The sequence below is a fragment of the Haloarcula halobia genome (genome assembly GCF_029338255.1).
GTDB classification, from domain to species: domain Archaea; phylum Halobacteriota; class Halobacteria; order Halobacteriales; family Haloarculaceae; genus Haloarcula; species Haloarcula halobia.
Genome location: NZ_CP119787.1, coordinates 1,413,219 through 1,437,668, shown reverse-complemented (window position 1 = coordinate 1,437,668; position 24,450 = coordinate 1,413,219). Strand labels below are relative to the sequence as shown.

Here is a 24,450-nt window from a genome sequence, read left to right as displayed (position 1 = left end):
ACGGGAAGACGGGCCCGACCGCGCGCCGCGACCACGCGACCGTCGGTTCACCCGGGACTGGCAGGTCGGTGCGAGCAGTATCGGAAGCGTCGCAGCGATACTGTGGCCACGAATCCGACGGCGGGTCGTGGGTCCGAATCGGGCCGCTGCGAACCGTAAACAGCGTTCCCAGAGAGAAGCTGGCCACTGCACCGACTCCCAGCACGGTGCGTCTGGAGGGCATCACTTCGTGTTCATCACGCAAAATTAAAATTGGAACTGGTGGTGACCACGCCCCGTCGGTCGCTACACAGGGTTCGTGTGGGATCCCTGGACGAGGGGAAGAACGGACGTCTCGTGTCGCATACGTTCTCGATACCTCGCACGTTGCTGTTGACAGGCACTGAGGGGCGTTCGGAGGCGCTGTTGCATACAGCGGAGGGTGTCATAGAACGATTACCACACCAAAGAGCAGGGTGAATGCTGAGATGGTATGGCCTCAGCGACCCTGCAAGATGATCCTTCGGTAGAGACGTTTTTCAATGTCGCGGAGACCGAGACGTTAGCGCTGTTTGAGCATCTCTCCTTCGAGTTTCTCGAAGAGTTCGACGTGTTCGCCCCGGCGCAGACGGGGCGAACACGAGAGCACGAACCACCAGAGATGATGCGTGGGTTCCTCCATTGTTACTACCACGATATCTACGGCATCCGTCCCGTTGAACGAGAGCTTCGGAACACGGTTGTCTGGTTGAGCTGTGGCTTCGATCGACCGCCGTCGAGAGACGCGGTCGATCGCTTTCTCACCGACCTCGAACACGTTGTTGACGATGTCTTCGACAACCTCGTCGAGCAGGCCGCCCGCCGCGGCCTGCTCGACTTGACCTACTGCATCGATTCAACGGATATCAGGGCGTTGCCAGCCGATCAAGACGCGTCGAAGTGCTACGATCCAACCGCCGAAGAGTACTACCACGGATACGGCTGCACGATCGTTTCGACCGGGGCAAAGATCCCAATTGCAGCAGAGTTCACCGAGAGTAAGCAAGCACCAGAGGAGACGGCGATGCGCGTCACGTGTGACGCGCTCGCCGTCGCCAAGCCGATGTGGATGGTCGGTGACAGTGCCTACGACACACTCGACTGGCACGACCGCCTGCTGGCCGCAGGGGTCGTGCCAGTCGCCCCGTACAACGCGCGAAACACCGACGAGCCGAAAGATATCGAGTACAGAGTCGAAGACCGCATCACCGAACACAGCGAGGATGTACGGCTGAAGCAATCGACGCTAGACGAGACGTACAATCGCCGCACAGGAGTCGAGCGAACTAACGAATCAGTGAAGGACTGCGGCCTCGGGCGAACGCACGCCCGAGGCCGTGTCCACGCGCGAGCACAGGTGTTTCTCGCGTTGTGTCTTCGTCTCGTCGTCGCAATCACCAACTACGAACGCGGAGATAATCCAGGAAGTACCGTGATCACGGTGTGAGAACTCTTCTATGACACCCTCTACAGCGCGCAAGTCTCTCAACAGAAAGGGACGTAATAGATATCAACCTGCAAAGGATTATGCCGGAACCGCTTACAGCCCTCTCTCAGCGTAATGGAGCGTTCTGGATTGGCCTGGCCTGTTCCTTCTCGGTGTGGTCACTCCAGTTACTCTCTCGCTCTCTCCCGGAAGGGTCGCACTTTCAAGCGCCCTGATCCTCGTCGGTGGGGCACTCCTTCTGGTGAGCGTCCTCGTCGATTCCGTCAAGATTGTTAAATCGACGGCAGAGGCAGGGACGAGTGGCTATCGCGACGGGCAAGATAACGACACGTGAATCGGTCACAGTGATGCCGACGGGGAATAGAGCGGCCGATAGCGCCCTGGAAGACAGCGGTCGCGGATGCACCAGATTCAGACGAGCGATCGGAGAGTACCGGCGACCGGTCAGTACAACGTATGACAATTCCGACTCGATTCTCAAATGAACAACACTTTACGGGTTCCCGCCGTTGTCATCTCATGGAGAGACAGATTAGCTATTGTCCTTTCTGTGGCGTTGAATTTCAACAGCCGGTAGACAGTCCGGATTCTCGCTCCTCAGCCGGATATCGGTGTGAAGATTGCAACGAGGTTCTCGAAATGAAGGTAAATCAGTTCCCCCTCGCGTAACTCCCTTCTCGATGTATCGATAGTGCTGCTCTATGGATGTGCGTAATGCCTTGAACGGCCGATTCAGCGGGAAACGTGCGAGAGACGTGCAGTCGTTGTGCTGAGCTAGTCTTCTCTGTGCAGCACTCTTGTTCTATCAACCGTTGAGGACTCGCCAGGGCCCACGTGCCGTATGAGCGCGACTGTCGCCGGGTGCAGTGGCCAAACGGCGTCGAGCACGGCCCGGCGGCGCGGCGCTTCGCACGCGGCGGCGAGCGATCAGGACCGAGCGGAGCGAAACAAACGATTCGGAGCGCCTCTGAAGCGCCGGAATCAGCCGAAACTCTCCGAAGGGGAAGATATAGGGTGGTTCGTGACCGAGACGCCATTAATGAGCGAGACAGGACGCAAGCGGCCGTGGCTCGCCGCCTTGCTCGCCTTCGTCTACCCCGGTCTCGGGCACGTCTACCTGCGGGAATGGCTGCGGGCGATTCTGTGGTTCGGCCTCGTCGTCAGCACGACGTCGCTGCTGGTGGGCGGCGACGTCATGCCCGACGAGCTCTCCATCGAGGCGATCGTCGCGGCCTCCCGGGCGCTGCCGCTGGAGGCCTCGATAGCGCTGCTCGCCATCACGGCACTCAGCATGGCCGACGCATACTGGATGGCCACCCGGGAGAACCAGGCAACGGAGGTCGTCGACGGTGAGACCTGCCCCAACTGCGGACAGGAGCTCGACGAGGACCTCGAGTTCTGTCACTGGTGTACGACCCGCCTCGAACCGGTCGACGCCGAGCACGACCGCTGAACTGTGGCCGACGACGTCGCCGACCGGTCGGCGGGACGGTGGGTGCTGGTCGCCGTCGCCGCGGGTGTGATGGGTGCGTCCGGGACCTACCAGTTCGTCTGGACGACGCTCAGCGGTGCCGTCGGGGCCCGCGTCGGCGCCTCGCCGGCGGCACTCGGGACCGTCTTCACCCTGTTCGTCGTCGCCCAGACGGTGGTCCAGTTCCCGGCCGGCGGCATCCGCGACCGGTACGGTCCTCGTGCGGTGCTCGGTATCGGGTCAGTCCTCATGTGTGCCGGCTACGCCGGCCTGGGGCTGGCGACGACCTACCCGGTCGCCGCGTTGGCCTACGGCCTCGGGGGCGTCGGCAGCGGGATGGCCTACACCGTCGCTGTCAACACGCCCGTGAAGTGGTTCACCGACCGCCGCGGACTGGCGACGGGGGTGGTCACGACTGCGTTCAGTGCCGTGAGCGTCGTCGTCATCCCCCTGGTCCAGACCCGCATCGACGCCTCGTATACGGGCACGCTGCTGGCCCTCGGCGCGCTGGTCGGGGGACTGGGGCTCCTGGGGACGATCGTCGTCCGCGACCCGCCGAAACGCGACGAAGCACCGAAAGGGGAGACGACGTCCGACCGGGCCGTCGACGTCGACGCGAGCGTCGGGTGGCGGACTGTCGTCGGCACCTGGCAGTTCTGGGTGCTCTACTGGGTGATGCTGGTCGTCGACGGCGTCGGCCTGATGCTCATCGGCCAGTCGGTCGGGTTCACGACCGGCCTGGGATTGGACCCGGGGACGGCGACCACCGTCGCGTCCGTCGTCGCGCTGGCCGACGCGCTGGGCGTCATGGTGATGAGCACGCTCTCGGACCGCGTCGGCGGCGAGCGGACCGTCGGCGTCTCGCTGGTCCTGGGCGGCCTCTCGCTGGGCGGGGCGATACTCAGCGGTCTGTCGGGCCTGGCGGCGCTGTTCGTCGTGCTGGTCGCCGGGACGGCCTTCTTCCGGAGTCCCGTCTTCGCCATCTTCCCCTCGCTGGTCGGTGAGTACTACGGGCGAGCGCGCTCCTCTGAGAACTACGCGCTCGTCTACTCGGCGAAGATTCCGGGGGGTATCTTCGGCGGGACGGTGACGGGCATCCTCGTGGCGCGCGTGGGGTGGTCGGAGTCGTTCGCCCTCGGGGCCGTCCTGCTGGTCCTCGCCGGGCTATCGGCGCTGGTGCTCAGACCCACGTCCGTGACGTCGTGAGCGACCCCCGTCGCCAGTCCGCGGCGTCCCGACGGACGTCCCGGTCGGCCCCGGGAATCCGGCGGAGGTAGCCGACGGCGGAGGCCGCCGCGACGACCACCGGGAGCGCGGTGAAGCCGACGGCAACGAGCGGCAGGGTCACCCGCCGGCGAGAAAGAGCGCGGGCGTGCCGGTGATCGCCGGCGCGAGCAGTGCCCCGAAGACGAGTGCGACGCCAGCGAACACGTACTCCCAGGCCCGCCGCTGCCAGAGCCACCGCGCGACCACGGCCAGCGCGGGGACGACGACCGCGAGGTCGGGGGAGTGCGAGACGAGCGCCTGTGGCCCCTGTTCCGCGACGAGCAGCGGCGGCGTGCCGTTGAGCGTGGCCGGGACCACCTCCGAGAGCCACAGCGCGGCCAGCCCGGCCGGAAGAGACCGGGAAGCGAGGACGTCGTCGCGAGAACGGCGACGAGCGCCCTCGCGTGACGTTGCCACGGGGGAAGCGGTGTCTGGCATCGGCGTCACCGGGTGGAGAGAGGCGCCCGGAGGGGATAGAGACCGTCAACGATTCTCGACGAGTGAGAGGAGCGGCCCGACAGCGGCCCGCCTCACTTCTCGATGATGCTCTCTTCGATCTTCTCGCCGAAGTGCGTCGCCGTGTCCTCGTAGTGGACGAGTATCTCGTCGCCGACCTCGAGGTCCGTGACGGCGGTGCGGCCGTCGCGCGTGTGGACCTTGATGGTCTCTGCGTTCTGCAGCAGCGTCTCGATGCGGTCGCCCGCCTCGGTCTCGGCCTGGACGCGGAACATCGGGCGCTTCTCGATCTTCGCGCGGCCGACGATCGCCTCGCGGGTGTGGCCGTTCTCGTCGACGACCTGCACCTCGTCGCCGGACTGCAGCTCCGAGAGGTACTTGGTCCCGCCGTCGGGCGTGCGGACGTAGGCGTGGACGGCACCGGCGTTGACCCGGAAGGGGCGCGAGGCGACGTAGGGCGACTCGGCCGTCTCGGCGTGGACGAAAAAGAGGCCGCGAGCCATCGACCCGACGAGCATGCCCTCGTCGTGGTCCATCAGGTTGCCCGTATCGATGCAGACGCGGTCGGCAGACCCGGTCTGTTCGACGGCGGTGACGGTGGCGTACTCGAGATCGACCTGTTCGCGCCCCATCTCGTCGCGGACCTCCACAGTCTTGCGTATCTCGTCGACGTCGTCGGTGTCCAGCAGAACGCCGTCGGCCCCGTGTTCGAGCGTCTCGTAGGCCGTCCGAGCGTCCTCGGCGCTCTGGACGCCGGTGATGAGGTCGGTCTCGTCGCCGACGCGGGCGATGAGGTTCTCGAGCGGGATGATCTGCCAGTCCTCGCCGATGACGATGGTGTAGTCGGCCGCCTTCGCGACTTCCTCGGCGAAGGCCTCGTAGTCCTCGTCGAAGATACGGACGTAGCCGCCCTCGGCGGCGGTCCCGTCGCGGCGCAGCGCAGAGAGGTCCGCAGACCCGGAGAAGTCCGTCGGGAGGTCGACGGTACCGTCGCCCTCGCCGTCCTTGCCCACGACGGTCGCGTCCGCCTCGGAGTCCTCGCCCTCGGCGTCCATGACGTGGACGTCGCCGTTGGAGAGGGCCGCGACGTCGACCGCACCGAGGTCACGGACCCGTTCGACGTCGGTCTCGTCGACCAGCACCCAGTCGACGCCGGCCTCGAGACCAGCGGTGATCCGTCGCTTTCGCGTCTCCCAGTCGCCGACCTCGTCGTCGGCCTTGAGCCACACGCTTCGTGTCATACGCCCACGTCCGCGACGATGGGGCTTGAACGTGGCGGAACCCGTAGCCCGGTCGTCCGCAGACACGGTCGGCGGACCCGACCGTGCCGAGACGACCGAGCGGATCCATCGTAGATAACACGGGCGCAAGAGTTATCAATCTCATCTAATAACTGAGTAACAGATACTGCTATCTGGTTCGTAAATTATGAACAACAGATTCGCCTGTGCGATAGCTGGGGCCAAGGGTGGTGTGGGCAAGACAACGACGAGTATCAACCTCGGGGCGTCGCTCGCCGCAGCGGGGTACTCCACCGTCACGGTCGAACTCGACCTGGCGATGGCGAACCTCGTGGACTTCCTCGACGTGGACATCGACGTCACGGAGGCGACGACGCTCCACGACGTCCTCGCGGGCGAGTGTGGCATCGAGGCGGCGACCTACGAGACGGACTCGGGGCTCTCGGTGGTTCCCAGCGGGACGGACCTCCAGGGGTACGCGGAGACCGACCTCCGACGCCTCCCGGACGTCGTCGAGACGCTCCGGTGGCACTACGACATCGTCCTGCTGGATACGCCAGCGGGGTTGAGCGAGGAGACGGTGCGGCCGATGCAGGTCGCCGACGAGGTGATCCTCGTCTCGACGCCGCGGGTGGCCTCGGTCCGCAACGTCCAGAACACGAAACAGCTCGCCGAGCGCGTCGACTGTGACGTCCGGGGCCTCGTCCTCACGAAGTCCGGGACGGGCGCCTCGCCCGGAGCCGACCGGGTCGCCGAGTTCCTCGAGGTGGAACTACTCGGTCACGTCCCCGAGGACGAGGCGGTCCCCCACTCCCAGGACAGGGGTCGCCCCGTCGTCTCGAACGCGCCGAACAGCGGTGCCTCGATAGCCTATCGGAAGATCGCCAGGGAACTTGTCGGCGCCGAGCGTGGGGACCTCGGACTCCAGGGGGCGCCGCCGTCGGACGGAACTACCACGAGCGGCGAGCAGTCCCTGCACAGCGACGGGGCGGGCCCGGGCGGCGAGACGGCTCGACCGCTCGAACCGACCGACGGCGGGACGGTCGTCAACCCGTCCACGTCGTCGGACGACGGCGGGTCAGATTCGCGGGACCCCGAGACGGCCCGTGGGGACCGCGGTGGCGATCGGGAGTCGGCAATGGCCGGGGAGTCAGACGAGCAGACGAGTCACCCCGATGGGACCGAGACGGGAGAAGAGACCGAAGCGCCGTCCGCCGCCCAAACGGACGCGATGGCGCCGGAGTCCGGGGCCGACGAGGAAGTGGACCTACCGGAGAGCGACACCGAGCCGGACGAGAGTGCGCCTTCGACCGGCGGAGACGAGTCCAGCGAACAGACGGGCACGGCCTCGTCCGAGGAGCCAACGCCGGCCGCTGAGGAGAGGGGCGGAGAAGCAGGTTCGGGTACGGCCGAATCTGCTCGGCCCTCGTCGGTGGAGACCGATGCCGACCCGGCCACCGGGGCGGTGCCTGCCGACGAGAGCGCCGCCGACGCAGACGAGAGAAAGGCCCTCGACGGAGACGAAGAGCGTGCTTCCGAGGCTGGCGCGGTAAGCGCGACCGACGGAGACGAGGAGGACGCTACCGGCTCAGGCGGAGAGAATGCGATCGACGGAGACGAGGAGGACGAAGCCTCCGGGTCCGCCGAAGACGGCCCGGACTCGGCGTCGGACGCCCGGGACGACGAATCCGTCGCCCGTCGCGTGTTGTCGCTGTTCAGTTTCTAGGCCTGGACGGCCAGTTCGGCCGCTTCGAGCGCGTCCTCGGCGTTCGAATCGTCGTGGACCACGCTGGCGACGGCGCGTGTGATCTTCTCCGGTTCGTCGTGCTGGAAGATAGACCGGCCCATCGAGACGCCGGCAGCGCCGCCGTCCATCGCACCACGGACCATCCTGAGCGTCTCCTCGTCGGTGCCTTTCGCACCGCCGGCGATGACGACCGGGAGCGACGTGGACTCGACGACGTGCTGGAACGTCTCGGCGTCGCCGGTGTAGCCGGTCTTGACCACGTCCGCGCCCAGTTCCTCGGCCATGCGGACGGCGTGGCCCACGGCCTGGTTGTAGTCGGGGTCGTCGGGGTCGATGTCCGGGCCGCGGGCGTAGTTCATCGCCAGGACGGGCAGGCCGTAGCGCTCGGCCTCGCTGGTCAGGGCGGCGAGGTCCTCTATCTGCTCGGGTTCGTACCGGCTGCCGACGTTGATGTGGACCGAGACGGCGTCGGCGCCGGCACGGATAGCGTCCTCGACGGTACCCGTCATGCGCTTGTCGTTCTCGTCGGGGCCGATGGTCGTCGACCCGTTGAGGTGGACGATGTAGCCCGCGCCGTTCTTGTTCGGGTGGACGCGGTCGGCGATGCCACGCTGGGTGAGCACCGAGTCCGCGCCGCCGCGCGTGATGGCGTCGATGGTCGATTCGATGTCCTTGAGGCCCTTCACGGCCCCCATGGTGATTCCGTGGTCCATCGGGACGATGACGTACTTCTCGTCTGTCCCGATGCGGTCGAGGCGTGTGCGTTTCCCTGCAGTCATGATATGCGAGAGTGTGGCAAGAGCGATTATGTGCGTTCCGGTTGCGGACGTTCCTGTGCCCCGCGGAGCGCACCCTCCTTGAGATCCCGGGCCTTGGCTTCGAGTTCGTCGGCCACGTCGTCGACGGGCGCCCCGCTCTCGTGGCCCTCGGCGACGATGTCGACGAGCGCGGACCCGACGATGACGCCGTCCGCACCGGCCGAGACGATACGTTCGGCGTGCTCGCCGGTCTTGATACCGAAGCCGACGGCCTTGGGGACGTCCCAGTCGGCCAGGCGGGCGAGCGACTCCTCGGTGGCGTCGTCGACGTCGTCGCGCGCGCCGGTGACGCCAAGTCGCGCCTGGACGTAGACGTAGCCCGAGACCTGGTCCATCATCGTCTCCAGGCGCTCGCCGCGGGTCGTCGGCGCGACGATGAAGACGAGATCGAGGCCGAACTCGTCGCAGGCCTCGCGGAGCGGGCCGGCCTCCTCGGCGGGCAGGTCGGGGACGACGAAGCCCTCGATGCCGACCTCGGCGGCCCTCTCGACGAACGGACCCGGTCCCTCCTCCGCACCGTACTGATAGATGAGGTTGTAGTAGGTCATGCAGACGACGGGCACGTCCACGTCCAGGTCCTCCACGAACTCGAAGAAGCGTGCCGGCGTCATCCCGGCCTCGAGCGAGCGAACGATGGCGTCCTGGATGGTCTTGCCCTCGGCGATGGGTTCCGAGAACGGCAGGCCGAGTTCGATGACGTCCGCGCCGCCGCGGGCCAGCGCCTCGACGTACTCGAGGGACGCCCCGTAGGTCGGGTCGCCGGCCGCGAGGTAGGGGACGAACGCCGGTTCGTCGGCGAATGCGGCTTCGAGGCTCATCAGCGTCCCCCTCCGCCGATCTGTTCGAATAACGAGAGGTCCGGCGCGATGTCGAGGTCGCGTTTCGAGGTTTCCTCGATGACCGTCTCGAGGTCCTTGTCGCCGCGGCCCGAGACGTTGACGACGACGGTGTCGCCGACCTCGTCGTGGTGCCCCTCTAGGAAGCCAAACGCGTGGGCCGTCTCCAGTGCGGGGATGACGCCCTCGTCCTGCGAGAGGCGGTGGAACGCCTCGAGCGCGGCGTCGTCGTCGACGTTCACCGGGGTCACGCGGCCCTCGTCGACCAGATGTGCGAGCTCCGGGCCGACGCCGGCGTAGTCCAGTCCGGCCGAGATGGAGTGTGACTCCATGATCTGCCCGTCGCGGTCCTGCAGGAGTTTCGTCCGCGCACCGTGCAGGACGCCCTCGCCGCCCGTCGACAGGGACGCGGAGTTGGGCGCGACCCCCTTCTCCTCGTCGACCTGGAGCGACGAACCCCCGGCCTCGACGGCATAGAGGTCAACTTCGGAGTCGTCCACGAACTCGGCGAACGTACCCATCGTGTTCGACCCGCCACCGGCACAGGCGAGCACGGCGTCGGGCAGGTCGCCGGTCTTCTCGATGCACTGCTCGCGGGCCTCCTCGGAGATGACCGACTGGAAGTCCCTGACCATCTTCGGGAAGGGGTGCGGGCCGACGACGCTCCCGATGACGTAGTGAGTCGTCTCGACGGTTGTCGCCCAGTCGCGCATCGTCTCGGAGATGGCCTCCTTGAGCGTCCCGCGGCCCACCGTCACCGGGTTGACCTCGGCACCGTTGATGCGCATCCGGAAGACGTTGGGGCGCTGGCGCGCGATGTCCGTCTCGCCCATGTATATCTCGCAGGGCATGTCCAGGTGCGCGGCGGCCATCGCCGTCGCGGTGCCGTGCTGGCCGGCCCCCGTCTCGGCGATGATGCGCTCTTTGCCCATGTACTTCGCCAGGAGTACCTGCCCGAGCGCGTTGTTGAGCTTGTGCGCGCCGCCGTGGAGCAGGTCCTCCCGTTTCAGGTAGACGTCGGTGTCGTAGCGCTCCGAGAGCTGGTCTGCGTACTGCAGCGGGGTCGGCCGGCCGCCGAAGTCGGCCAGGCGCTCGCGGAACTCGTCCATGAAGCCGTCCTCGTTTTCCAGTACGTACCGCCGGTAGGCGTCGGCCAGCTCCTCGATTGCCGGCATCAGTGCCTCCGGGACGTACTGTCCGCCGTACTCGCCGAACTTGGGGTCGTGTGCGTCGTCCGTGCTCATGTCTGTGTCTCCGTGAGTCGTCGGGTGTTCTCGGTCACGTCCGAATCGCCGCCGTGGTCCATGATGGCCGACCCGACGAGCAGCGCGTCCGCGCCGGCACGGCGCATCCGCGTGACGTCGTCGGGCGTGTGTATGCCGCTTTCCGCAATGAGGGTGACGCTCTCGGGGACCGACGCCGAGACGCGCTCGAACGTCGAGAGGTCGACCTCGAGCATCGAGAGGTCGCGGTTGTTGACGCCGATGATCTCGGCACCGGCCGCCAGGGCCGTCTCGACCTCCGATTCGGTGTGAGCCTCGACGAGGACCTGGAAGCCGCGGTCGCGAGCGGCCGCGAGCAGGTCCGCGAGGTCGTCCGTGCCCTCCTCCTCGAGGAACCGGACGATGAGCAGGATCACGTCTGCCGCCACGACGTCGAGCTGGTCCTCGTAGAGGACGAAGTCCTTCCGGAGGACCGGCACGTCGACGGCCTCGCGCACCCGCCGGAGCGTCTCGGCGGACCCGCCGAAGTGCTCGGGTTCAGTCAACACCGACAGGGCGGCGGCCCCGCCGGCGACCATCTGCTGGGCGAGTGCGACCGGGTCGTCGGTCCGCTCGCCGTCGGCGGTCGGACTCGTCGGTTTCACCTCCGCGATGAGCGGCACGCGGCCGTCTCCCTCGGCGCGGGCGACGGCGTCGGGCAACGACCACGCGTCGTCGACCGAGACGCGCTCGCCACCGCCGCCGCGCTCGCGGGCCGCCGCCAGTATCGAGGCGACTTCGGGTGCCATCTCTTCCTCACTAGCGTCCATTACCGTACACTAACGTACAGAGATGTTCATAAGGCTTGCGCAGTCGGGCCGGGCGGCATCGGCAGCGCCCGCCGACCGGCGACCGCAGAGCGACCCCACCAGAGGGGCGAATCTTGAAGGGGCGACCCGCCGAGGATAGGGACATGAGCGCACCGACGGGGGACGCCGGTATCTACGCCCGCGAGTCGGACTACCTGGAGCGGTACGTCCAGCTCGGCGAGGCGGGGGAGCGCATCATCTCGGTCTCGTTCCCCACGCAACCGGACGCAGACGCCGGCGCGGACCACCCGCTGCTGGACCGCATCGACGACTACCTCACCGGGAACGGGGACGACTTCACGGACGTGGCCGTCGGCCTGACGGTCCCGACCGACCAGCGCAAAGTGCTGGAGGCGGTCCGGCAGATACCCTACGGCGAGAACGCCTCCGTCGAGACGGTGGCCTCGATGACGCCGGACCTCTCGGCCGAGGAGATGGACGACCAGAACCTGGTCCGCGAGGCGCTGGACGCCAACCCGGTGCCGCTGCTGATTCCCGACCACCGGGTGCGAGACGGCCCGAGCGGAGCGCCGCCGGCCGTCGAGCAGAAGCTCCGGATCGTCGAAGGGCTCTAAACCGAGAGGCGGTCGAGGCCCAGCCCCTCGTGGACGACCAGTTCGAGCGCGTTCACCAGGTAGTGAGCGACGACCACGGCCAGCAGGCTGTCGGTCAGGACGAACAGGCCCGCCAGGCCGAGGCCAAGCGCGCCCGTGACCAGGACGCCGGCCCGGCCCTGCGCGCCGTGTCCCAGGGCGAAGGCCACCGAGGAGACGACGGCCATCGCCCACGCCGGCGCGCCGAGGCCGGCGACGGGGACGCCGATGGCCGCGCCGCGAAAGAGCAGTTCCTCGACGACGGCGATGGTCGGCAGGACGAGACCCAGGAGGACGACCCACCCGGCCACGGAGTCGGGCGCGAGGAGTTGGCGCAGCGACTCGTCGACGGCGACACCGAAGCCGTCGGCCAGCGAGGCCGCTACCTCGTTGCCGACCCAGAAGCCCAGGCCGGCGGCGACACCGACGGCCACGGCGGGCAGGCCGGTCGAGAGCGGCGCGTCGACGATGCCGACGGCCGTCGCCGGGATGTCGAAATAAAACGCGCCGCCGACCACGAGCGCGCCGAACAGGCCCTGGGTGAGCGCGACGTTCGCGAACAGCGCGCCCGCCGAGAGGTCGGGGCCCGAGAACCGCCCCTCGAGCTGCCGGCGCTGGGCGGCGGCCTCGGCCGTCTCGAACCGCGGGTAGGTCGGGTCGGGCCCGTCGGCGAGCCGGCCCGGGTGAAGCGTGTCGGAGGCGGCGGTGAGGCCGCCGTCGGTGTCGAGCGCGTCCTGTGAGAGTCGTGCGAGCGCGAGCAGTGCGGTTAGAAGCAGGCCCGTGAGGCCGACGAAGGCGGCCCACTCGGGCACGGGTTACTGCGGGCTGGGACTGCCGCCCTGGCGGCCGACCTCGTGTTCGAGCGCCTTGCCCGTGATGGACTTGAGGCGGTCGACCAGCGAGTCTTTCTCCGGTTCGCCGGAGAGTGCCACTTCGAGTACCTCGGAGATGTGCGAGACCGGGATGATCTCGATCATGTCCTCGTACTCGTCTTCGATCATCACGTCCTGGGTGTTGGCCTCGGGGATGATGACCGTGTCGAGGCCCGCCTTCGCGGCGGCCTCGATCTTGTGGGTGACGCCGCCGACCGGGAGCACGTCGCCACGCACCGACAGCGAGCCGGTCATGGCGATGTTCTGCTCGACGGGGACGTTCTCCAGCGCGGAGATGACCGCGGTGGCGACGGTGATGGAGGCGGAGTCGCCGTCGACGCCGCCCTCGCCGGCCTGGACGAACTGGATGTGGACGTCCTTCTCCGAGATGTCCTCGTCGGAGAACTTCTTGATGATGGCCGAGACGTTCTGGACGGCCTCCTCGGCCATCTCCTGGAGCTGGCCGGTCGCGATGACCTGGCCGGGGCCCTGCGAGGGGGTGACCTCCGCCATGACGGGGAGGACGATGCCGCTGTCCTCGCCCATGACGGCGAGGCCGTTGACGCGGCCCACGACGTCGCCGCTGTTGACGGTGAGCTCGTAGTCCTTGCGGCGCTCGATGTAGTTGTCCGCGAGCTGTTGCTCGATGGACCGCGAGCGGCGCTTGGCCTGGAGGACGTCCTCGCGGGTGGTCCGCTCCTGGTCCTCGGCGCGGGCGATGTCGCCGGCGACGCGGACCAGCCCACCGAGGTCGCGGAACTTCAGCGTGAGGTGGCCCTTGCGGCCGGCGCGGCGCCGGGCCTCGAGGATGACCTCCTCGACGGCCGCCTCGGTGAAGTGCGGGAGCCGCCCGTCGTTCTCGACCTCCTGGGCGACGAAGCGGGCGTACTTCCGGCGCATCTCGGGGTCGTCTTCGATGGTGTCGTCCATGTACACCTCGTACCCGTAGCCCTTGATACGGCTGCGGAGCGCGGGGTGCATGTTCTCCATCGCGTCCAGGTTCCCGGCCGCGATCATGATGAAGTCACAGGGGACGGGCTCGGTCTGGACCATCGCGCCCGAGGAGCGCTCGGACTGGCCCGTGATGGAGAACTCGCCCTCCTGGATGGCCGTCATCAGCTTCTGCTGGCTGCGGATGTCCAGCGTGTTTATCTCGTCGACGAACAGCACGCCCTTGTTGGCCTGGTGGATGGCGCCGGGTTCCACGCGGTCGTGGCTCGGCGTCTCCATCCCGCCTGACTGGAACGGGTCGTGGCGGACGTCGCCCAGCAGCGCGCCGGCGTGGGCGCCCGTGGCGTCCTCGAAGGGCGCGGTCTTCTGGTTGGCGTTGTTGACGAGCAGGTTCGGGATCATCGCGTCGCTGCCACGCGACCCGTAGCGGAACGCGAGGTAGATGACACCGGCCGCGAGGATGCCCAGCAGGATCTGCTGGACGATGATCAGCGAGTAGCCGATGACGATGGCGATGATGATCCACATCAGGAAGGTCCGCATCTGGTTGCGCTTGCGGGCTTCCTCCTTGTGGGCCTCGACGATCTGTTCGCCCTTCCCGCCCGGCACGGTCCGGACCTTCGGTTCGTTTCCGTCGTCGGGGTTGTGATAGACCAGCACGTCCTGCAGTTCCTCTCGCGGGAGCAACTGACTCATCGCCTTGGCGAGCATCGACTTGCCCGTCCCGGGCGAGCCGATCATCATCACGTGGCGGCGCTGCTTGGCCGCTTTCTTGATGACGTCACGGGCGTGGTCCTGCCCGATGACCTGATCGACGAGTCGTTCGGGGACCTGGATGTCGGCGGTGGTGTCGATGTCGAGACCGCCCAGGAGGTTTTCCTCCTCGTCGCGGAGGCTCGACTCGCCGTCGACCGTCACGTCGCTTCCCAGCGTCGTGTCAGCGAGGGTCTCCTCGTGAGGGTCGGGGTTCTCCGGGGCCTCGTTCTGCCTGCTCCGATCGTCACTGATCGAAGCGTCGTCGGCCGGCCCCTGGTGTCCGTGGTCATCCCCCGTCTGTTCTCCGCGAGACGGTGGCTCGGGGTCCTCGCTCTGTGAACCGCTCTCCTCGTCCGTCCGCCCGTCAGACATCGAGTCGTCTGGCGACGGACCCGACCGGTCCTCATCGGTCGCCGTCCCATCCTCGGCGTCACGTGCCCCCCGTTCAGGGTCGGGAGCCGCGTCTGTGTCGGTATTGTCGCTCATACAAACGTTTCTAACGTATCAGTGGAGGGCCTGTCGACTGATATACTTTCTCCCCACGCCCGTCTTTGCCACACCATCAGAACCGGCGGACGGCAGTCGGATTACGGGGGTCCTACTGGCGCGGTGGCCGCTCGTCGTCGGGTTTATCAAACCGCCCGTCACACAGACGGGTATGCGCGGGTTCTACATCGGCCGCTTCCAGCCCTACCACGACGGCCACCACGCGATGGTCGAGCGCATCGCGGACGAGGTGGACGAGCTGGTGCTTGGCATCGGGAGCGCCGACGATTCCCACACGACACACGACCCCTTCACCGCCGGCGAGCGGATCATGATGATCACGAAGGCCGTCGCCGAGTTCGACCTCACGACGTACGTCGTCCCGCTGGAAGACATCAACCGCAACGCGGTGTGGGTGAGCCACGTCGAGAGCATGTGCCCGGACTTCGACGTCGCGTACTCGAACAATCCGCTGGTCGTGCGACTCTTCGAGGAGTCGGGCATCGAAGTGCGCCAGTCGCCGATGTTCGACCGGAAACGGCTCGAGGGCAGCGAGATTCGCGAGCGGATAATCCGGGACGAGTCGTGGCGCGACCGGGTCCCAGCGGCCGTCGTCGACGTCATCGAGGAGTGTCACGGCGTCAAGCGCCTGCAGTACGTCTCCGATACGGATTCGCTGGAGCGGTACGCCGCCGAGGACGAACGCGACGACGAGACGCGCCGGTCCGTCGGCGACCCAGAGGGATGATAACGCTCAGTTCTGACTTCGGGACGCCGTACCCGGCGGCGATGAAGGGGGTCATCGCCAGCGAGTGTGACGCCCGCCTGATCGACGTCTCCCACGAATTCCCCCGTCAGGACGTCCGGGCGGCGGCGTTCTGGCTGACACAGACGCTCCCGTACTTCCCGCCGGCGGTCCACTGTGTCGTCGTCGACCCGGGCGTGGGCACCGACCGGGACGCGCTCGTGGTCCGGGCCGGCGCGCACGCGCTCGTGGGACCGGACAACGGGGTGCTCCTCCCGGCCGCCCGCGAGCTCGCCGACGACCCGGAGGCGTTCGCCTGGGCCTACGAGGACGCCGCGAGCACGACGTTCCACGGGCGAGACGTCTTCGCGCCCGCCGCCGCGGCGGTCCACGAAGCGGGCGTCGACGCCATCGAGGGGTTCGACCGGGCGACGCGGACCGACGGCGTCGTCGACCTGCAGTTCCCGGCCGCCGAACGGGACGGCGACACCGTCACCGGCGAGGTGCTCGTCGTCGACGGCTTCGGGAACGTCATCACCAACGTTCCCGGCGACGTCCTCGCCGACCGGTTCGGCGAGTCGGTGACGGTAAACGGCGCCAGCGTCCCGGTCCGGCGGGCCTACGCCGCCGTCGACGTCGGCGAGCGACTCGTGACCGTCGGGAGCCACGGGAACGTCGAACTCGCGGTGAACCGGGGCCGCGGGGACGAGGCCTTCGACCTCGAGGCCGCCGGTGCGGTCCGGGTGACGCGGTGACCCACCTCGCCGGAAAGCGACAACGTTATACACTTTTAGGCAAGCCTAATCTACTGGATGCTGGCCGAGCAGTCACGAGCGGTCCCGGGTGGTCCGTCGCCCCCCCGACGAGCGCACAGCAACGACGTCCGGTCGGCGCCAGCGGTGGCACGACGAGACCGACAGCGGGGGTGCGTAGCACGCCGCGGAAGCGTTCGCGGCCGTTACGGCCACCGGCGGTTTCAGCAGGCGACGGTCGACGGTTGGCACCAGGTCGCCGCCCCACGGCGGCCACGCCGTCGCCACACACGAGTCCCAGCTCGTGTCTGTCCCTTTTCGCGGTTCTCAGTCGTCGAGCGGTTGCTCGCCGTCCCGACCGACTCGGATCCGTACCGGTTCGTACGGCAGTATAACCCACCATAGCCGACAGTTCCGGGAATTAAGTGAGACTGCTTCGAACCGACTGTCATGGCCGCCGAATCCGGGGCCGGCAGAGACGACAGCGTCGATCTGCTCGACGCCTTCCGGCAGTTCTTCGCGCTGGAGCGGGACGTGCTGGTGCTCTCCCTGTCGATGCTGGCGTTCAGTCTGGCCTTCCAGATGACGAGCCGGTACGTCCCGGAGTACCTGCGCCTGCTGGGGGCCAGCGCCGGCGTCATCGGCCTCTACGGGAGCGTCGGCAACCTCATCAGCGCGGTGTACCCATATCCCGGCGGCGCCGTCTCCGACCGCATCGGCTCCCGGTTCGCGCTCACGGCCTTCGCGACGCTCGCCACCCTCGGGTTCGGGCTCTGGTACCTGGCGTCCGTCGTCGGCGGCGTCGCGCTGGGTCCGGTCACCGTGCCCGCGTGGATGCTGGTCTTCGTCGGACTCTTTCTCGCCCAGGCCTGGAAGTCGTTCGGCCTGGGTGCGACCTTCGCCATCGTCAAGCAGAGCGTGCCGTCCGACCGCCTCGCCATGGGCTTTGCCAGCACCGAGGTGTTCCGCCGCGTCGGGTTCCTCGTCGGGCCGCTGCTTGCCGCCGCCCTGCTGGCGGCCAGCGCGACGTTCGTCGTCGGGTTCCAGTGGGTCCTGCTCGTCGCCGTCGGATTCGGCGCCCTCGCCACCGTGGCCCAGCACCGCCTGTACGACGCGAGCGAGGACTCCATCGGCAAGTCCTTCGAGGGGGTCGAGCAGATACTGGCCGACCTCCGGCGGATGCCCCGAACGCTCCGCCCGCTGCTGGTCGCCGACACGCTCGTGCGGTTCGCCAACGGCATGGTCTACGTCTTCTTCGTCATCGTCGTCACGGACTTCCTCGCGGTGGGGTTTTCCGGGTTCGGGTTCGACCTCCGGCCCGACGCCTTCTTCGGCGTCCTGCTGGGCATCGAGATGGTCGTCGCCATCGTCTCGATGGCCCCCGTGGCCAGACTGGCCGAATACACCGGGCTCAAGCCGGCGGTGGCCCTGGGCTTTTCGGTCTACGCGCTCTTCCCGGTCGTGCTCATCTTCACGCCGCCGAACCAGTGGCTGCTCGTCGCCGTCTTCGCGTACTCCGGCCTGCGCTTTGCCGGCCTGCCGGCCCACAAGGCGCTCATCGTCGGCCCGGCCGACCGTGATGCCGGCGGCCGCGTCACCGGAACCTACTACCTCGTGCGGAACACCGTCGTCATCCCCAGCGCCGCCATCGGCGGGTGGCTCTACGGGAGCGACTGGGCGGTCACGCTGGCGGGCCTGACGGTCCGGGCCGGCCCCGAACTGGCCTTCGGCGTCGCCTCGGCCGTCGGGACGGCCGGCGTCGCCACTTTCCTCGCCTTCGGCCGGGAGTTCGAGGCCTACGAGTGAGCCGCCGGGGCCGAACGCCAACCCTAAAGTCCGGCCCGCGAACAGACAGAGCAAGATGCGCCCCGCTCATCCACTCGAGCGCGCGGTCGGTATGGAGTACTACGTCAGCGACGCCGACGGCGTGGGCGGGCGCCTGCGGGCCTCGCCAGAGGACTTCCGAGTGCGGGAGATCGAGGCCTTCGAGACCCAGCCCGTCGACGCCGACACCGGCGCGTACCCCCACCTGGTCTTCCGGGCCGAACTCGAGAACTGGGAGACCAACGACTTCGCGAGCGCGCTGTCGGACCGTCTGGGCATCTCCCGCGAGCGGGTCTCCTGGGCGGGCACGAAGGACAAGCGCGCGGTCACCACGCAGCTGTTCTCGGTGACGGGCGTCGACGCCGGCGACCTGCCGGCCCTCGACGGGGCGACGATCGACGTGGTCGGGCGCGCGGGGCGTCCCATCCTCTTCGGTGACCTCGCGGGCAACGCCTTCGAGATCGTCGTCCGCGACGCCGACCGGCCGGAGACCGCCCCGTCGGTGCTGGCGGACCTGCACGCGCTGAGCGGCGGGGACGAGTCAGTCGATGGAGAGACGCTACCCGAGGACCCCGTCACGGTCGGCGTCCCGAACTACTTCGGCCAGCAGCGGTTCGGGTCGCGCCGGCCGGTCACCCACGAGGTCGGGCTGGCCATCGTCCGCGAATCCTGGGAGGAGGCGGTACTCGCCTACGTCGGCAACCCCCACGAGCGCGAACCCGAAGCCACCCGGGAGGCCCGCGCGTACGTGGACGAGACCCGCGACTGGGCGGGCGCGCTGGAGCGCCTGCCGCGGGCGCTGGGCTACGAGCGGTCGATGTGTCACACGCTGGTCGAGAACGGTGGCGAGACGCCCGCGGACTTCCGGGAGGCCCTCGAGACGCTCCCGACGAACCTCCAGACGCTGTTCGTCAACGCCGCCCAGTCGTACGTCTTCAACCGCGTCCTCTCGGCGCGCCTGGAGCGTGGCCTCCCCTTCGACCGGCCCGTCGCGGGCGACGTGGTGTGTTTTGCAGACAGCGAGGTGCGACGCACCTCGACAGCGGCGAGCGGGCGAAGCCCGGAAGCCGGCGCCGCCCCGGCCGACCTGGCGCTGCCGGACCCGGACCGCATCCAGCGAGTCACCGAGAGCCGCCTGCGGACCGTCGAGCGCCACTGCGAGCGGGGCCGGGCGTTCGTCACGGCGCCCCTCGTGGGCACAGAGACAGAACTCGCCGACGGCGACCCGGGCGACATCGAGCGGGCGGTCCTCGAGGACGTCGGGGTCGAACCGGCCGACTTCGACCTGCCCGGCGCCTTCGACAGCACCGGGACGCGGCGGGCGGTGCTCGTGCGGACCGACCTCGGGGTCGAGCGCGAGGGGGCCGACCTGACGTTCTCCTTCGCGCTCCCGAAGGGCAGCTACGCGACGGTACTCCTCCGGGAGTTCCGGAAGGGCGACCCCGACGAGTGAGCGCGGCCCGCCGTCGGGTCACCGGCACAGCGCGCGGTACCTGGCGAGTTCCGCGTACAGGTCGCCCCGCTGGAGCAGGGCGAACCCGACGACGATGACCGCAAAGCCCGCCAGCGTCAGCGCCTGAATCTGCTCGTCGAGGAACGCCCACCCGAGCAGCAACGAGACGACCGGCGTCAGGTACGTCACGAGGTTCGCCCGGACGGCGCCGACGGCCCCCATCAGGACGAGATACCAGACGAGGCCGAGCGCGGCCACGACGACGCCGAGATAGAGGAGCGTCGCGACTGCAAGCGGGGTTATCCTGACGCTGGCCAGCGATTCACCGATGGCGACGGCGAACCCCGCCTGGATGGTCGCCCCGACGACCATCACCCACCCGGTCAGGGCCGGGACCGGCATCGGGGTCCGACTCCGCCTGACAAGCACCGTCCCGAGGGCGACGACGGCCACCGCCGTGAACACGAGGAGTTTGCCGACGACGGTGGGGTCCAGCAGCGCGCCGGGGTCGGGGCGGACGATTATCGAGACTCCCACGAACCCCAGCAGAATCGCGAGGTAGTCGCGGCCGACGAGACGCTCCTCGGGGAGCAGCCCCCAGGCGAACAGGCCGGTGACGATGGGCGAGAGACTGAAGATGACGGCCGCGACGCCGCTGGTGATGAACTGCTGGCCGACGAACCCGAAGCCAACCCCGCCGATGAGGAACACGCCGCCGGCCAGAACGGCCGCCCAGTCCCGTCGCGTCCGGGGGACCCGGTAGTCTATCCTGACGCTCGCGTACGCGAGGAGGAGCACAGCGGCGAAGTAGTTCCGCACCGCGACGAAGACGAGCGGGGGGAAGAACGCGAGTCCGGCCTTGACCGCCGGGAAGGCCGTCCCGAAGATCACCGTGACGGCCAGAAAGAGGAGCACCGTCCTGGCTCGAGACATAGGTAGTGCTATTGACGACAATACCGGACGCTAAAATACCCCGGGCCACCCACCCGGCACCCGTCCCCGCCGCCGAACCGCCTCGCTTATCCGGGCGAGCGACCCAACCTCCCTGCATGGACTGTCGGCAGTGTGCGACGCCGCTCTCCCGACCGGGCGACTACTGCCTGGTCTGTCACACTGCCAACACCGAGGTGGTCGTCCTCGAACTCGAACGCGAGCGAGCGACCGTCACCTGTATCGCCGACGGCGAGGTCGTCGGGCAGCGGACGGTGACGACCACGCCGGAAGCCGAGGACGGCGAGAAAGACGTCGTCGAACTGCGGAACTTCGCCGGCCTCGTCGCCGACGAGGTACGCCGCAAGCGGCCCGAGGAGGTGTATGTCACCGGCGACCGGGCGGTCATCGCCGCGGTTCGGGGCCAGCTGCACTACGAGTTTTTCCGCGTCGAGGGCGAGGCTCCCGTCGAGCGGGTCATCGAGCGACAGGGGGACCCCGCACTGGAGGTGGTCGACGCCGCGCCCGCGGACAAACTGGGCGGGAGTCACTCGACGCTCATCGGCGGCCGCGCCGGCCAGCGGGTCATCCAGACCGTCGCCGGCCACCCCCACGTCAAGAAGGTCATCCCCGGGCCCATCGACGCCGGTGGAGCCAGTTCACCGACGGGCGTGCGGGCGAAGGCGACCCGCGCGGACGGCAACGGCAACGTGCGGGTGCTCATCCGCGACGGGTCGAGCGTCCAGGAGAACCGCGTCGTCACCACCGCCGGCGACCGGGAGCTGGGCGAACACGTCCGCGCGGACCTGAACGAGGCGCTCCGCGAGGCGGGCTTGCAGGGCTGACGGCGATGGAGCCTCACCGCACTCGCCGCGCGTCGAGCACCAGCGGGACGACGTGCAGAACGCCCAGAACCAGGAAGGCGACCGGTTCGATCACGTCGAAGGCCACCACGCCGGCCGCGAGCACCGCGAGCGCCACGATACCGGAGAGGAGGTACCCACGGCCGCGCTCGGACTGGCCGGCCCCCTCGAGCAGGCCGCCGGTCCAACAGTAGCCGACGGCCGACGCGGCCGCCCAGGCGCCCCAGAACGCGACGAGCGGGGGGACGGTCCCGAGGAGACCCCCGAGCGTGAGCGCCGTCGCCGTCCCGTTGACCGCGCCCCAGACGAACATCGGGTCCGAAAACCGCGTCGCCTCGGGACCGTGCAGGACGGTCACGCCGACGAACCCGGCGACGAGCACGGTCCAGAGCCCCGTCGCCAGCGTAGCGGCGGCGGCCGGGCCCGTCCAGGCCAGCAACTGCGTGCCGCCCCACCCGAGCGCGCCGGCCGTCGCACCGGCCAGCAGGAACCCCGACTCGGAGAGCCGGCCGCTGGTCGTTGGCGCGAGGCGGTCGAGGCGCTCGCGGGCAGTGTCGGTGACGGCCATCACCGGAGACTCCGAGCGCCACCCTCTTCATACGGTCGTGCGAAAATATTTGCCAGTGTAGACTCAATTTGCGGTAATGAGGCGGTTGGACGATATCACTCTGGAAGAGCTACAGGATCTCCGTGAACGAACAGAGGGAGAGATTCCTCGGGAACGTGTTCTTGCTGCAATCGGTCGAAAGCAGGGCGATGAACTGGAGACACTGGCTGAACGACATGGTGTCGTGGAGAAGACGATTCGCAACTGGCTCGATCGGTTCGCTGAAGAACCGATCGAGCAAGCCCCCTACGATGATCCCAGACCAGGTCGCCCCTCAAAGCTCGACGAACACGAGCGTAAACAGTTCTTCGAACAGCTCCAGCAATCGCCGACGGAACTCGGCTACGAGCAACAAGCGTGGTCGCCGAAACTACTGCTCCACCACGTCAAAGAAGAGTACGGAGTCGAATACAGTGAAGGCCACGCTCGGAAACTCCTGGGAAAGGCCGGGCTGTCCTGCCGGACAGCACGGCCGCGCAATCACGAGGCTGACCCGGAAAAAGAAGCCGAGTTCCAAGACACGGTCGAAAAAAACGGCCGAAGCTGACCGAGAAAACTGTCGTTGTCGTCGATCAGTTCACCAAGCGCGTCGGCACAGTGCAACGACGTGGCTGGTACCCAATCGGATCAAATCCAACGATAGAGACCTCAAACTCGTGGGATAAAGTGACCGTGCTGGGCGCTGTCACCGACGACGGTGACAGCTCTACTGCTGGACCGAAGAGAATCTCACCTCACAGCAAGGGATCTGGTTGCTCGGAGCGCTCCAAGAGAGGTTTGGAGAAGAGTTGGTAGTGTTTCTCGACCGTGCTGGGTACTTCTACAACAGAGATCTCTGGGAACACGTCAGTGGTGAGCGCGCGACCGAGACTGTCGGAGACAGTTCGGTCGCGTGCGTGCGCGGAGACGAAGAAGGTGAAGAGCATCTCGATGTGTGGTACTTTCCGCCGAAATTACCGGAGCTTAACCCAGTGGAAGGATGCTGGGACCGACTCAACGAATGGTTCAAGCACCGCCTCATCCCTGATCTTGCGACGCTGAAAGAGCAGATCCAACGAGGATTCCCTACGGTTGATGAACCGAATATCTGGAACTATCTCTGTCCGTAATCACCGGTAAAAACTAACGCACGACCGTATCAGTGGTCGTGGGGGTCAGGTCAGTTCCGCCGCGAGCAGGAGCACCAAGGGGGCCACGAGCAGGACCAGACCCACGAGGACGAGGACGGCGGGGACGACGAACAGCCCCATCTCCGTGAACAGCCACAGGCCCAGGCCGGCCAGGACGGCCACGAGACCGACCAGGCGCAACAGCCAGGCGACGATGCCTTCGAACCCCGAGTCCGCGGCGACGTCGACGACGTCGAGTACCTCGTCCATGGCACCGGGCGTCTACTGGGGCCGGCCGGAAATGCGCTGTGGCCGCGGCGCCACGGGACCCGCTCACACACCCTCGCGGGCCGGACAGCGCGTGCTGAGGCCGTATCTCGAAGGGCTTATGTGGCCGCTGTGCCGACTGGTGAACACTATGGCCAAAAAGAAGGGACGAACCGGGAGCGCCGGCCGCTTCGGTGCCCGCTACGGTCGCGTCGCGCGACGCCGCGTCGCCGAGATCGAGGGAGAGATGCACGAGGACCACGCCTGCCCGAACTGTGGCGACAAGGACGTCTCGCGGCAGGGGACCGGCATCTGGCAGTGCAGCTCCTGTGACTACACGTTCACGGGCGGCAGCTACCGGCCCGAGACCCCCGGCGGGAAGACGGTCCGCCGCTCGATCCGTGCCGCGCTCGCCGAGGACGAAGAATAACGGAGCTCCGGAACGAAGGTCCCCTCATGAGTTACAAATGTTCACGCTGTAAGCGCGACGTGACGCTCGACGAGTACGGCGGCGTCCGCTGCCCGTACTGCGGGCACCGGGTGTTGCTGAAAGAGCGGTCGCCGGACGTCAAGGAAATCGACGTCAACTGACGTGTCGGCACCCGGCGCGGCCCACCGGACTGTTTTCACCGTCGAGTTCGACGACACAGAGCGGGCGCGCCGCGTCGAGCGCAGCGTCCGGCCCGAAGTCGGGGCCATCGACGGCGACCGGACGACGGCCACGCTCGACCGCCAGGGGGCCGTCCTCACCCTGACCGTCGAGGCGAGCGACCTGGTCGCGCTCAGAGCGGGCAGCAACACCTGGCTGACGCTCGTCTCCGTCGCCGAGTCGGCCGGGGCGGTAGAGACCCAAGAGTATTAGGGACAGCTC

28 protein-coding genes are annotated in these 24,450 nt (G+C 67.8%); 16 read left to right on the top strand and 12 right to left on the bottom strand.

Annotation, left to right across the window (positions count from 1 at the left end):
- Nucleotides 1-472: 472 nt before the first annotated feature.
- The 3 genes from P1K88_RS07620 to P1K88_RS07610 all read left to right on the top strand — a co-directional run bounded on the left by P1K88_RS07620 (nt 473) and on the right by P1K88_RS07610 (nt 4,142).
- The gene (locus tag P1K88_RS07620; RefSeq protein WP_276412812.1) at nt 473-1,465 is read left to right on the top strand and encodes a transposase; all 993 of its coding nucleotides are present in this window, start codon (nt 473-475) and stop codon (nt 1,463-1,465) included.
- Nucleotides 1,466-2,504: 1,039 nt separating this feature from the next.
- On the top strand, nt 2,505-2,918 hold the full coding sequence (locus tag P1K88_RS07615) for a zinc ribbon domain-containing protein (protein ID WP_276413865.1): 414 nt from the start codon (nt 2,505-2,507) through the stop codon (nt 2,916-2,918).
- A 3-nt stretch (nt 2,919-2,921) separates the two neighbouring features.
- Entirely contained in the window at nt 2,922-4,142 is a 1,221-nt protein-coding gene (locus tag P1K88_RS07610) for an MFS transporter (RefSeq protein ID WP_276413864.1), read from the top strand.
- Here the strand turns inward: P1K88_RS07610 and P1K88_RS07605 are convergent.
- From P1K88_RS07605 to P1K88_RS07595, 3 genes are all read right to left on the bottom strand, one after another.
- Complete coding sequence (locus P1K88_RS07605) at nt 4,117-4,284, bottom strand: hypothetical protein (RefSeq protein WP_276413863.1); 168 nt, start codon at nt 4,282-4,284, stop codon at nt 4,117-4,119. The two genes, P1K88_RS07610 and P1K88_RS07605, sit on opposite strands and share 26 nt — an antisense overlap.
- Nucleotides 4,281-4,619, bottom strand: coding sequence for a hypothetical protein (locus tag P1K88_RS07600; protein WP_276413862.1), 339 nt, complete (start codon nt 4,617-4,619; stop codon nt 4,281-4,283). The genes P1K88_RS07605 and P1K88_RS07600 overlap by 4 nt, the downstream gene beginning before the upstream one ends.
- A gap of 113 nt (nt 4,620-4,732) precedes the next feature.
- Entirely contained in the window at nt 4,733-5,899 is a 1,167-nt protein-coding gene (locus P1K88_RS07595) for a 3-dehydroquinate synthase II (RefSeq protein WP_276413861.1), read from the bottom strand.
- Between the two features lie 232 nt (nt 5,900-6,131).
- Between P1K88_RS07595 and P1K88_RS07590 the strand changes: the two genes are divergently transcribed.
- Nucleotides 6,132-7,625 (top strand): AAA family ATPase, encoded by a 1,494-nt coding sequence (locus P1K88_RS07590; RefSeq protein WP_379786813.1) that lies wholly within the window; start codon nt 6,132-6,134, stop codon nt 7,623-7,625.
- Here the strand turns inward: P1K88_RS07590 and P1K88_RS07585 are convergent.
- The 4 genes from P1K88_RS07585 to trpC are packed head-to-tail and all read right to left on the bottom strand — an operon-like array spanning nt 7,622 to nt 11,332.
- The gene (locus P1K88_RS07585) at nt 7,622-8,425 is read right to left on the bottom strand and encodes a 2-amino-3,7-dideoxy-D-threo-hept-6-ulosonate synthase (RefSeq protein ID WP_276413859.1); all 804 of its coding nucleotides are present in this window, start codon (nt 8,423-8,425) and stop codon (nt 7,622-7,624) included. The two genes, P1K88_RS07590 and P1K88_RS07585, sit on opposite strands and share 4 nt — an antisense overlap.
- A 26-nt stretch (nt 8,426-8,451) precedes the next feature.
- Nucleotides 8,452-9,282 carry a tryptophan synthase subunit alpha gene (gene trpA, locus P1K88_RS07580; protein WP_276413858.1) on the bottom strand — a complete coding sequence of 277 codons (831 nt, stop codon included), beginning with the start codon at nt 9,280-9,282 and terminating at the stop codon, nt 8,452-8,454.
- A complete protein-coding gene (gene trpB, locus P1K88_RS07575) occupies nt 9,282-10,544 on the bottom strand; it encodes a tryptophan synthase subunit beta (protein ID WP_276413857.1) in 1,263 nt (420 codons plus the stop codon). The genes trpA and trpB overlap by 1 nt, the downstream gene beginning before the upstream one ends.
- Nucleotides 10,541-11,332 (bottom strand): indole-3-glycerol phosphate synthase, encoded by a 792-nt coding sequence (trpC, locus tag P1K88_RS07570; RefSeq protein WP_276413856.1) that lies wholly within the window; start codon nt 11,330-11,332, stop codon nt 10,541-10,543. Before trpC ends, trpB begins: the two co-directional genes overlap by 4 nt.
- Before the next feature lie 143 nt (nt 11,333-11,475).
- Here trpC and P1K88_RS07565 point away from each other — a divergent pair, with 143 nt between their 5' ends.
- On the top strand, nt 11,476-11,946 hold the full coding sequence (locus tag P1K88_RS07565; protein ID WP_276413855.1) for an MGMT family protein: 471 nt from the start codon (nt 11,476-11,478) through the stop codon (nt 11,944-11,946).
- Here P1K88_RS07565 and P1K88_RS07560 read toward each other — a convergent pair.
- Nucleotides 11,943-12,776 carry a CPBP family intramembrane glutamic endopeptidase gene (locus P1K88_RS07560; RefSeq protein WP_276413854.1) on the bottom strand — a complete coding sequence of 278 codons (834 nt, stop codon included), beginning with the start codon at nt 12,774-12,776 and terminating at the stop codon, nt 11,943-11,945. The genes P1K88_RS07565 and P1K88_RS07560 overlap by 4 nt on opposite strands.
- Before the next feature lie 3 nt (nt 12,777-12,779).
- Nucleotides 12,780-15,029 carry an ATP-dependent protease LonB gene (gene lonB, locus P1K88_RS07555; RefSeq protein WP_276413853.1) on the bottom strand — a complete coding sequence of 750 codons (2,250 nt, stop codon included), beginning with the start codon at nt 15,027-15,029 and terminating at the stop codon, nt 12,780-12,782.
- 172 nt (nt 15,030-15,201) lie between these two features.
- On the opposite strand from lonB, the gene P1K88_RS07550 reads away from it, so the two are divergent.
- The 4 genes from P1K88_RS07550 to truD all read left to right on the top strand — a co-directional run bounded on the left by P1K88_RS07550 (nt 15,202) and on the right by truD (nt 19,803).
- Nucleotides 15,202-15,777: a nicotinamide-nucleotide adenylyltransferase gene (locus P1K88_RS07550; protein WP_276413852.1), complete on the top strand. Its 576-nt coding sequence runs from the start codon at nt 15,202-15,204 to the stop codon at nt 15,775-15,777.
- The gene (locus P1K88_RS07545; protein ID WP_276413851.1) at nt 15,774-16,529 is read left to right on the top strand and encodes an SAM hydrolase/SAM-dependent halogenase family protein; all 756 of its coding nucleotides are present in this window, start codon (nt 15,774-15,776) and stop codon (nt 16,527-16,529) included. The genes P1K88_RS07550 and P1K88_RS07545 overlap by 4 nt, the downstream gene beginning before the upstream one ends.
- 447 nt (nt 16,530-16,976) lie before the next feature.
- Nucleotides 16,977-18,332, top strand: a complete 1,356-nt coding sequence (locus P1K88_RS07540) for an MFS transporter (RefSeq protein ID WP_276413850.1) — start codon at nt 16,977-16,979, stop codon at nt 18,330-18,332.
- 55 nt (nt 18,333-18,387) lie between these two features.
- A complete protein-coding gene (truD, locus tag P1K88_RS07535; protein ID WP_276413849.1) occupies nt 18,388-19,803 on the top strand; it encodes a tRNA pseudouridine(13) synthase TruD in 1,416 nt (471 codons plus the stop codon).
- 18 nt (nt 19,804-19,821) lie between these two features.
- Here the strand turns inward: truD and P1K88_RS07530 are convergent, their stop codons facing one another.
- Entirely contained in the window at nt 19,822-20,736 is a 915-nt protein-coding gene (locus P1K88_RS07530; RefSeq protein ID WP_276413848.1) for a DMT family transporter, read from the bottom strand.
- A 116-nt stretch (nt 20,737-20,852) separates the two neighbouring features.
- Here P1K88_RS07530 and P1K88_RS07525 point away from each other — a divergent pair, with 116 nt between their 5' ends.
- Nucleotides 20,853-21,578 carry a DUF2103 domain-containing protein gene (locus tag P1K88_RS07525; protein ID WP_276413847.1) on the top strand — a complete coding sequence of 242 codons (726 nt, stop codon included), beginning with the start codon at nt 20,853-20,855 and terminating at the stop codon, nt 21,576-21,578.
- A 13-nt stretch (nt 21,579-21,591) separates the two neighbouring features.
- On the opposite strand, the gene P1K88_RS07520 is transcribed toward P1K88_RS07525, so the two are convergent.
- The gene (locus P1K88_RS07520; protein WP_276413846.1) at nt 21,592-22,164 is read right to left on the bottom strand and encodes a hypothetical protein; all 573 of its coding nucleotides are present in this window, start codon (nt 22,162-22,164) and stop codon (nt 21,592-21,594) included.
- A 76-nt stretch (nt 22,165-22,240) separates the two neighbouring features.
- On the opposite strand from P1K88_RS07520, the gene P1K88_RS07515 reads away from it, so the two are divergent.
- The 3 genes from P1K88_RS07515 to P1K88_RS07505 are packed head-to-tail and all read left to right on the top strand — an operon-like array spanning nt 22,241 to nt 23,312.
- Nucleotides 22,241-22,750, top strand: a complete 510-nt coding sequence (locus tag P1K88_RS07515; protein ID WP_276413845.1) for an IS630 family transposase — start codon at nt 22,241-22,243, stop codon at nt 22,748-22,750.
- Between the two features lie 50 nt (nt 22,751-22,800).
- A complete protein-coding gene (locus P1K88_RS07510; RefSeq protein ID WP_276413844.1) occupies nt 22,801-22,998 on the top strand; it encodes a hypothetical protein in 198 nt (65 codons plus the stop codon).
- Complete coding sequence (locus P1K88_RS07505) at nt 22,956-23,312, top strand: transposase (protein WP_276413843.1); 357 nt, start codon at nt 22,956-22,958, stop codon at nt 23,310-23,312. The genes P1K88_RS07510 and P1K88_RS07505 overlap by 43 nt, the downstream gene beginning before the upstream one ends.
- Before the next feature lie 45 nt (nt 23,313-23,357).
- On the opposite strand, the gene P1K88_RS07500 is transcribed toward P1K88_RS07505, so the two are convergent.
- The gene (locus tag P1K88_RS07500) at nt 23,358-23,582 is read right to left on the bottom strand and encodes a hypothetical protein (RefSeq protein ID WP_276413842.1); all 225 of its coding nucleotides are present in this window, start codon (nt 23,580-23,582) and stop codon (nt 23,358-23,360) included.
- A 118-nt stretch (nt 23,583-23,700) separates the two neighbouring features.
- Here P1K88_RS07500 and P1K88_RS07495 point away from each other — a divergent pair, with 118 nt between their 5' ends.
- Genes P1K88_RS07495 through P1K88_RS07485 form a run of 3 tightly spaced genes read left to right on the top strand, consistent with a single transcriptional unit; the run spans nt 23,701 to nt 24,441 of the window.
- The gene (locus tag P1K88_RS07495) at nt 23,701-24,009 is read left to right on the top strand and encodes a 50S ribosomal protein L37ae (RefSeq protein ID WP_379786750.1); all 309 of its coding nucleotides are present in this window, start codon (nt 23,701-23,703) and stop codon (nt 24,007-24,009) included.
- A gap of 26 nt (nt 24,010-24,035) precedes the next feature.
- Nucleotides 24,036-24,170, top strand: coding sequence for a DNA-directed RNA polymerase subunit P (locus tag P1K88_RS07490; RefSeq protein ID WP_162316872.1), 135 nt, complete (start codon nt 24,036-24,038; stop codon nt 24,168-24,170).
- 1 nt (nt 24,171) lies between these two features.
- Nucleotides 24,172-24,441 carry a KEOPS complex subunit Pcc1 gene (locus P1K88_RS07485; RefSeq protein WP_276413840.1) on the top strand — a complete coding sequence of 90 codons (270 nt, stop codon included), beginning with the start codon at nt 24,172-24,174 and terminating at the stop codon, nt 24,439-24,441.
- Nucleotides 24,442-24,450 lie beyond the last annotated feature (9 nt).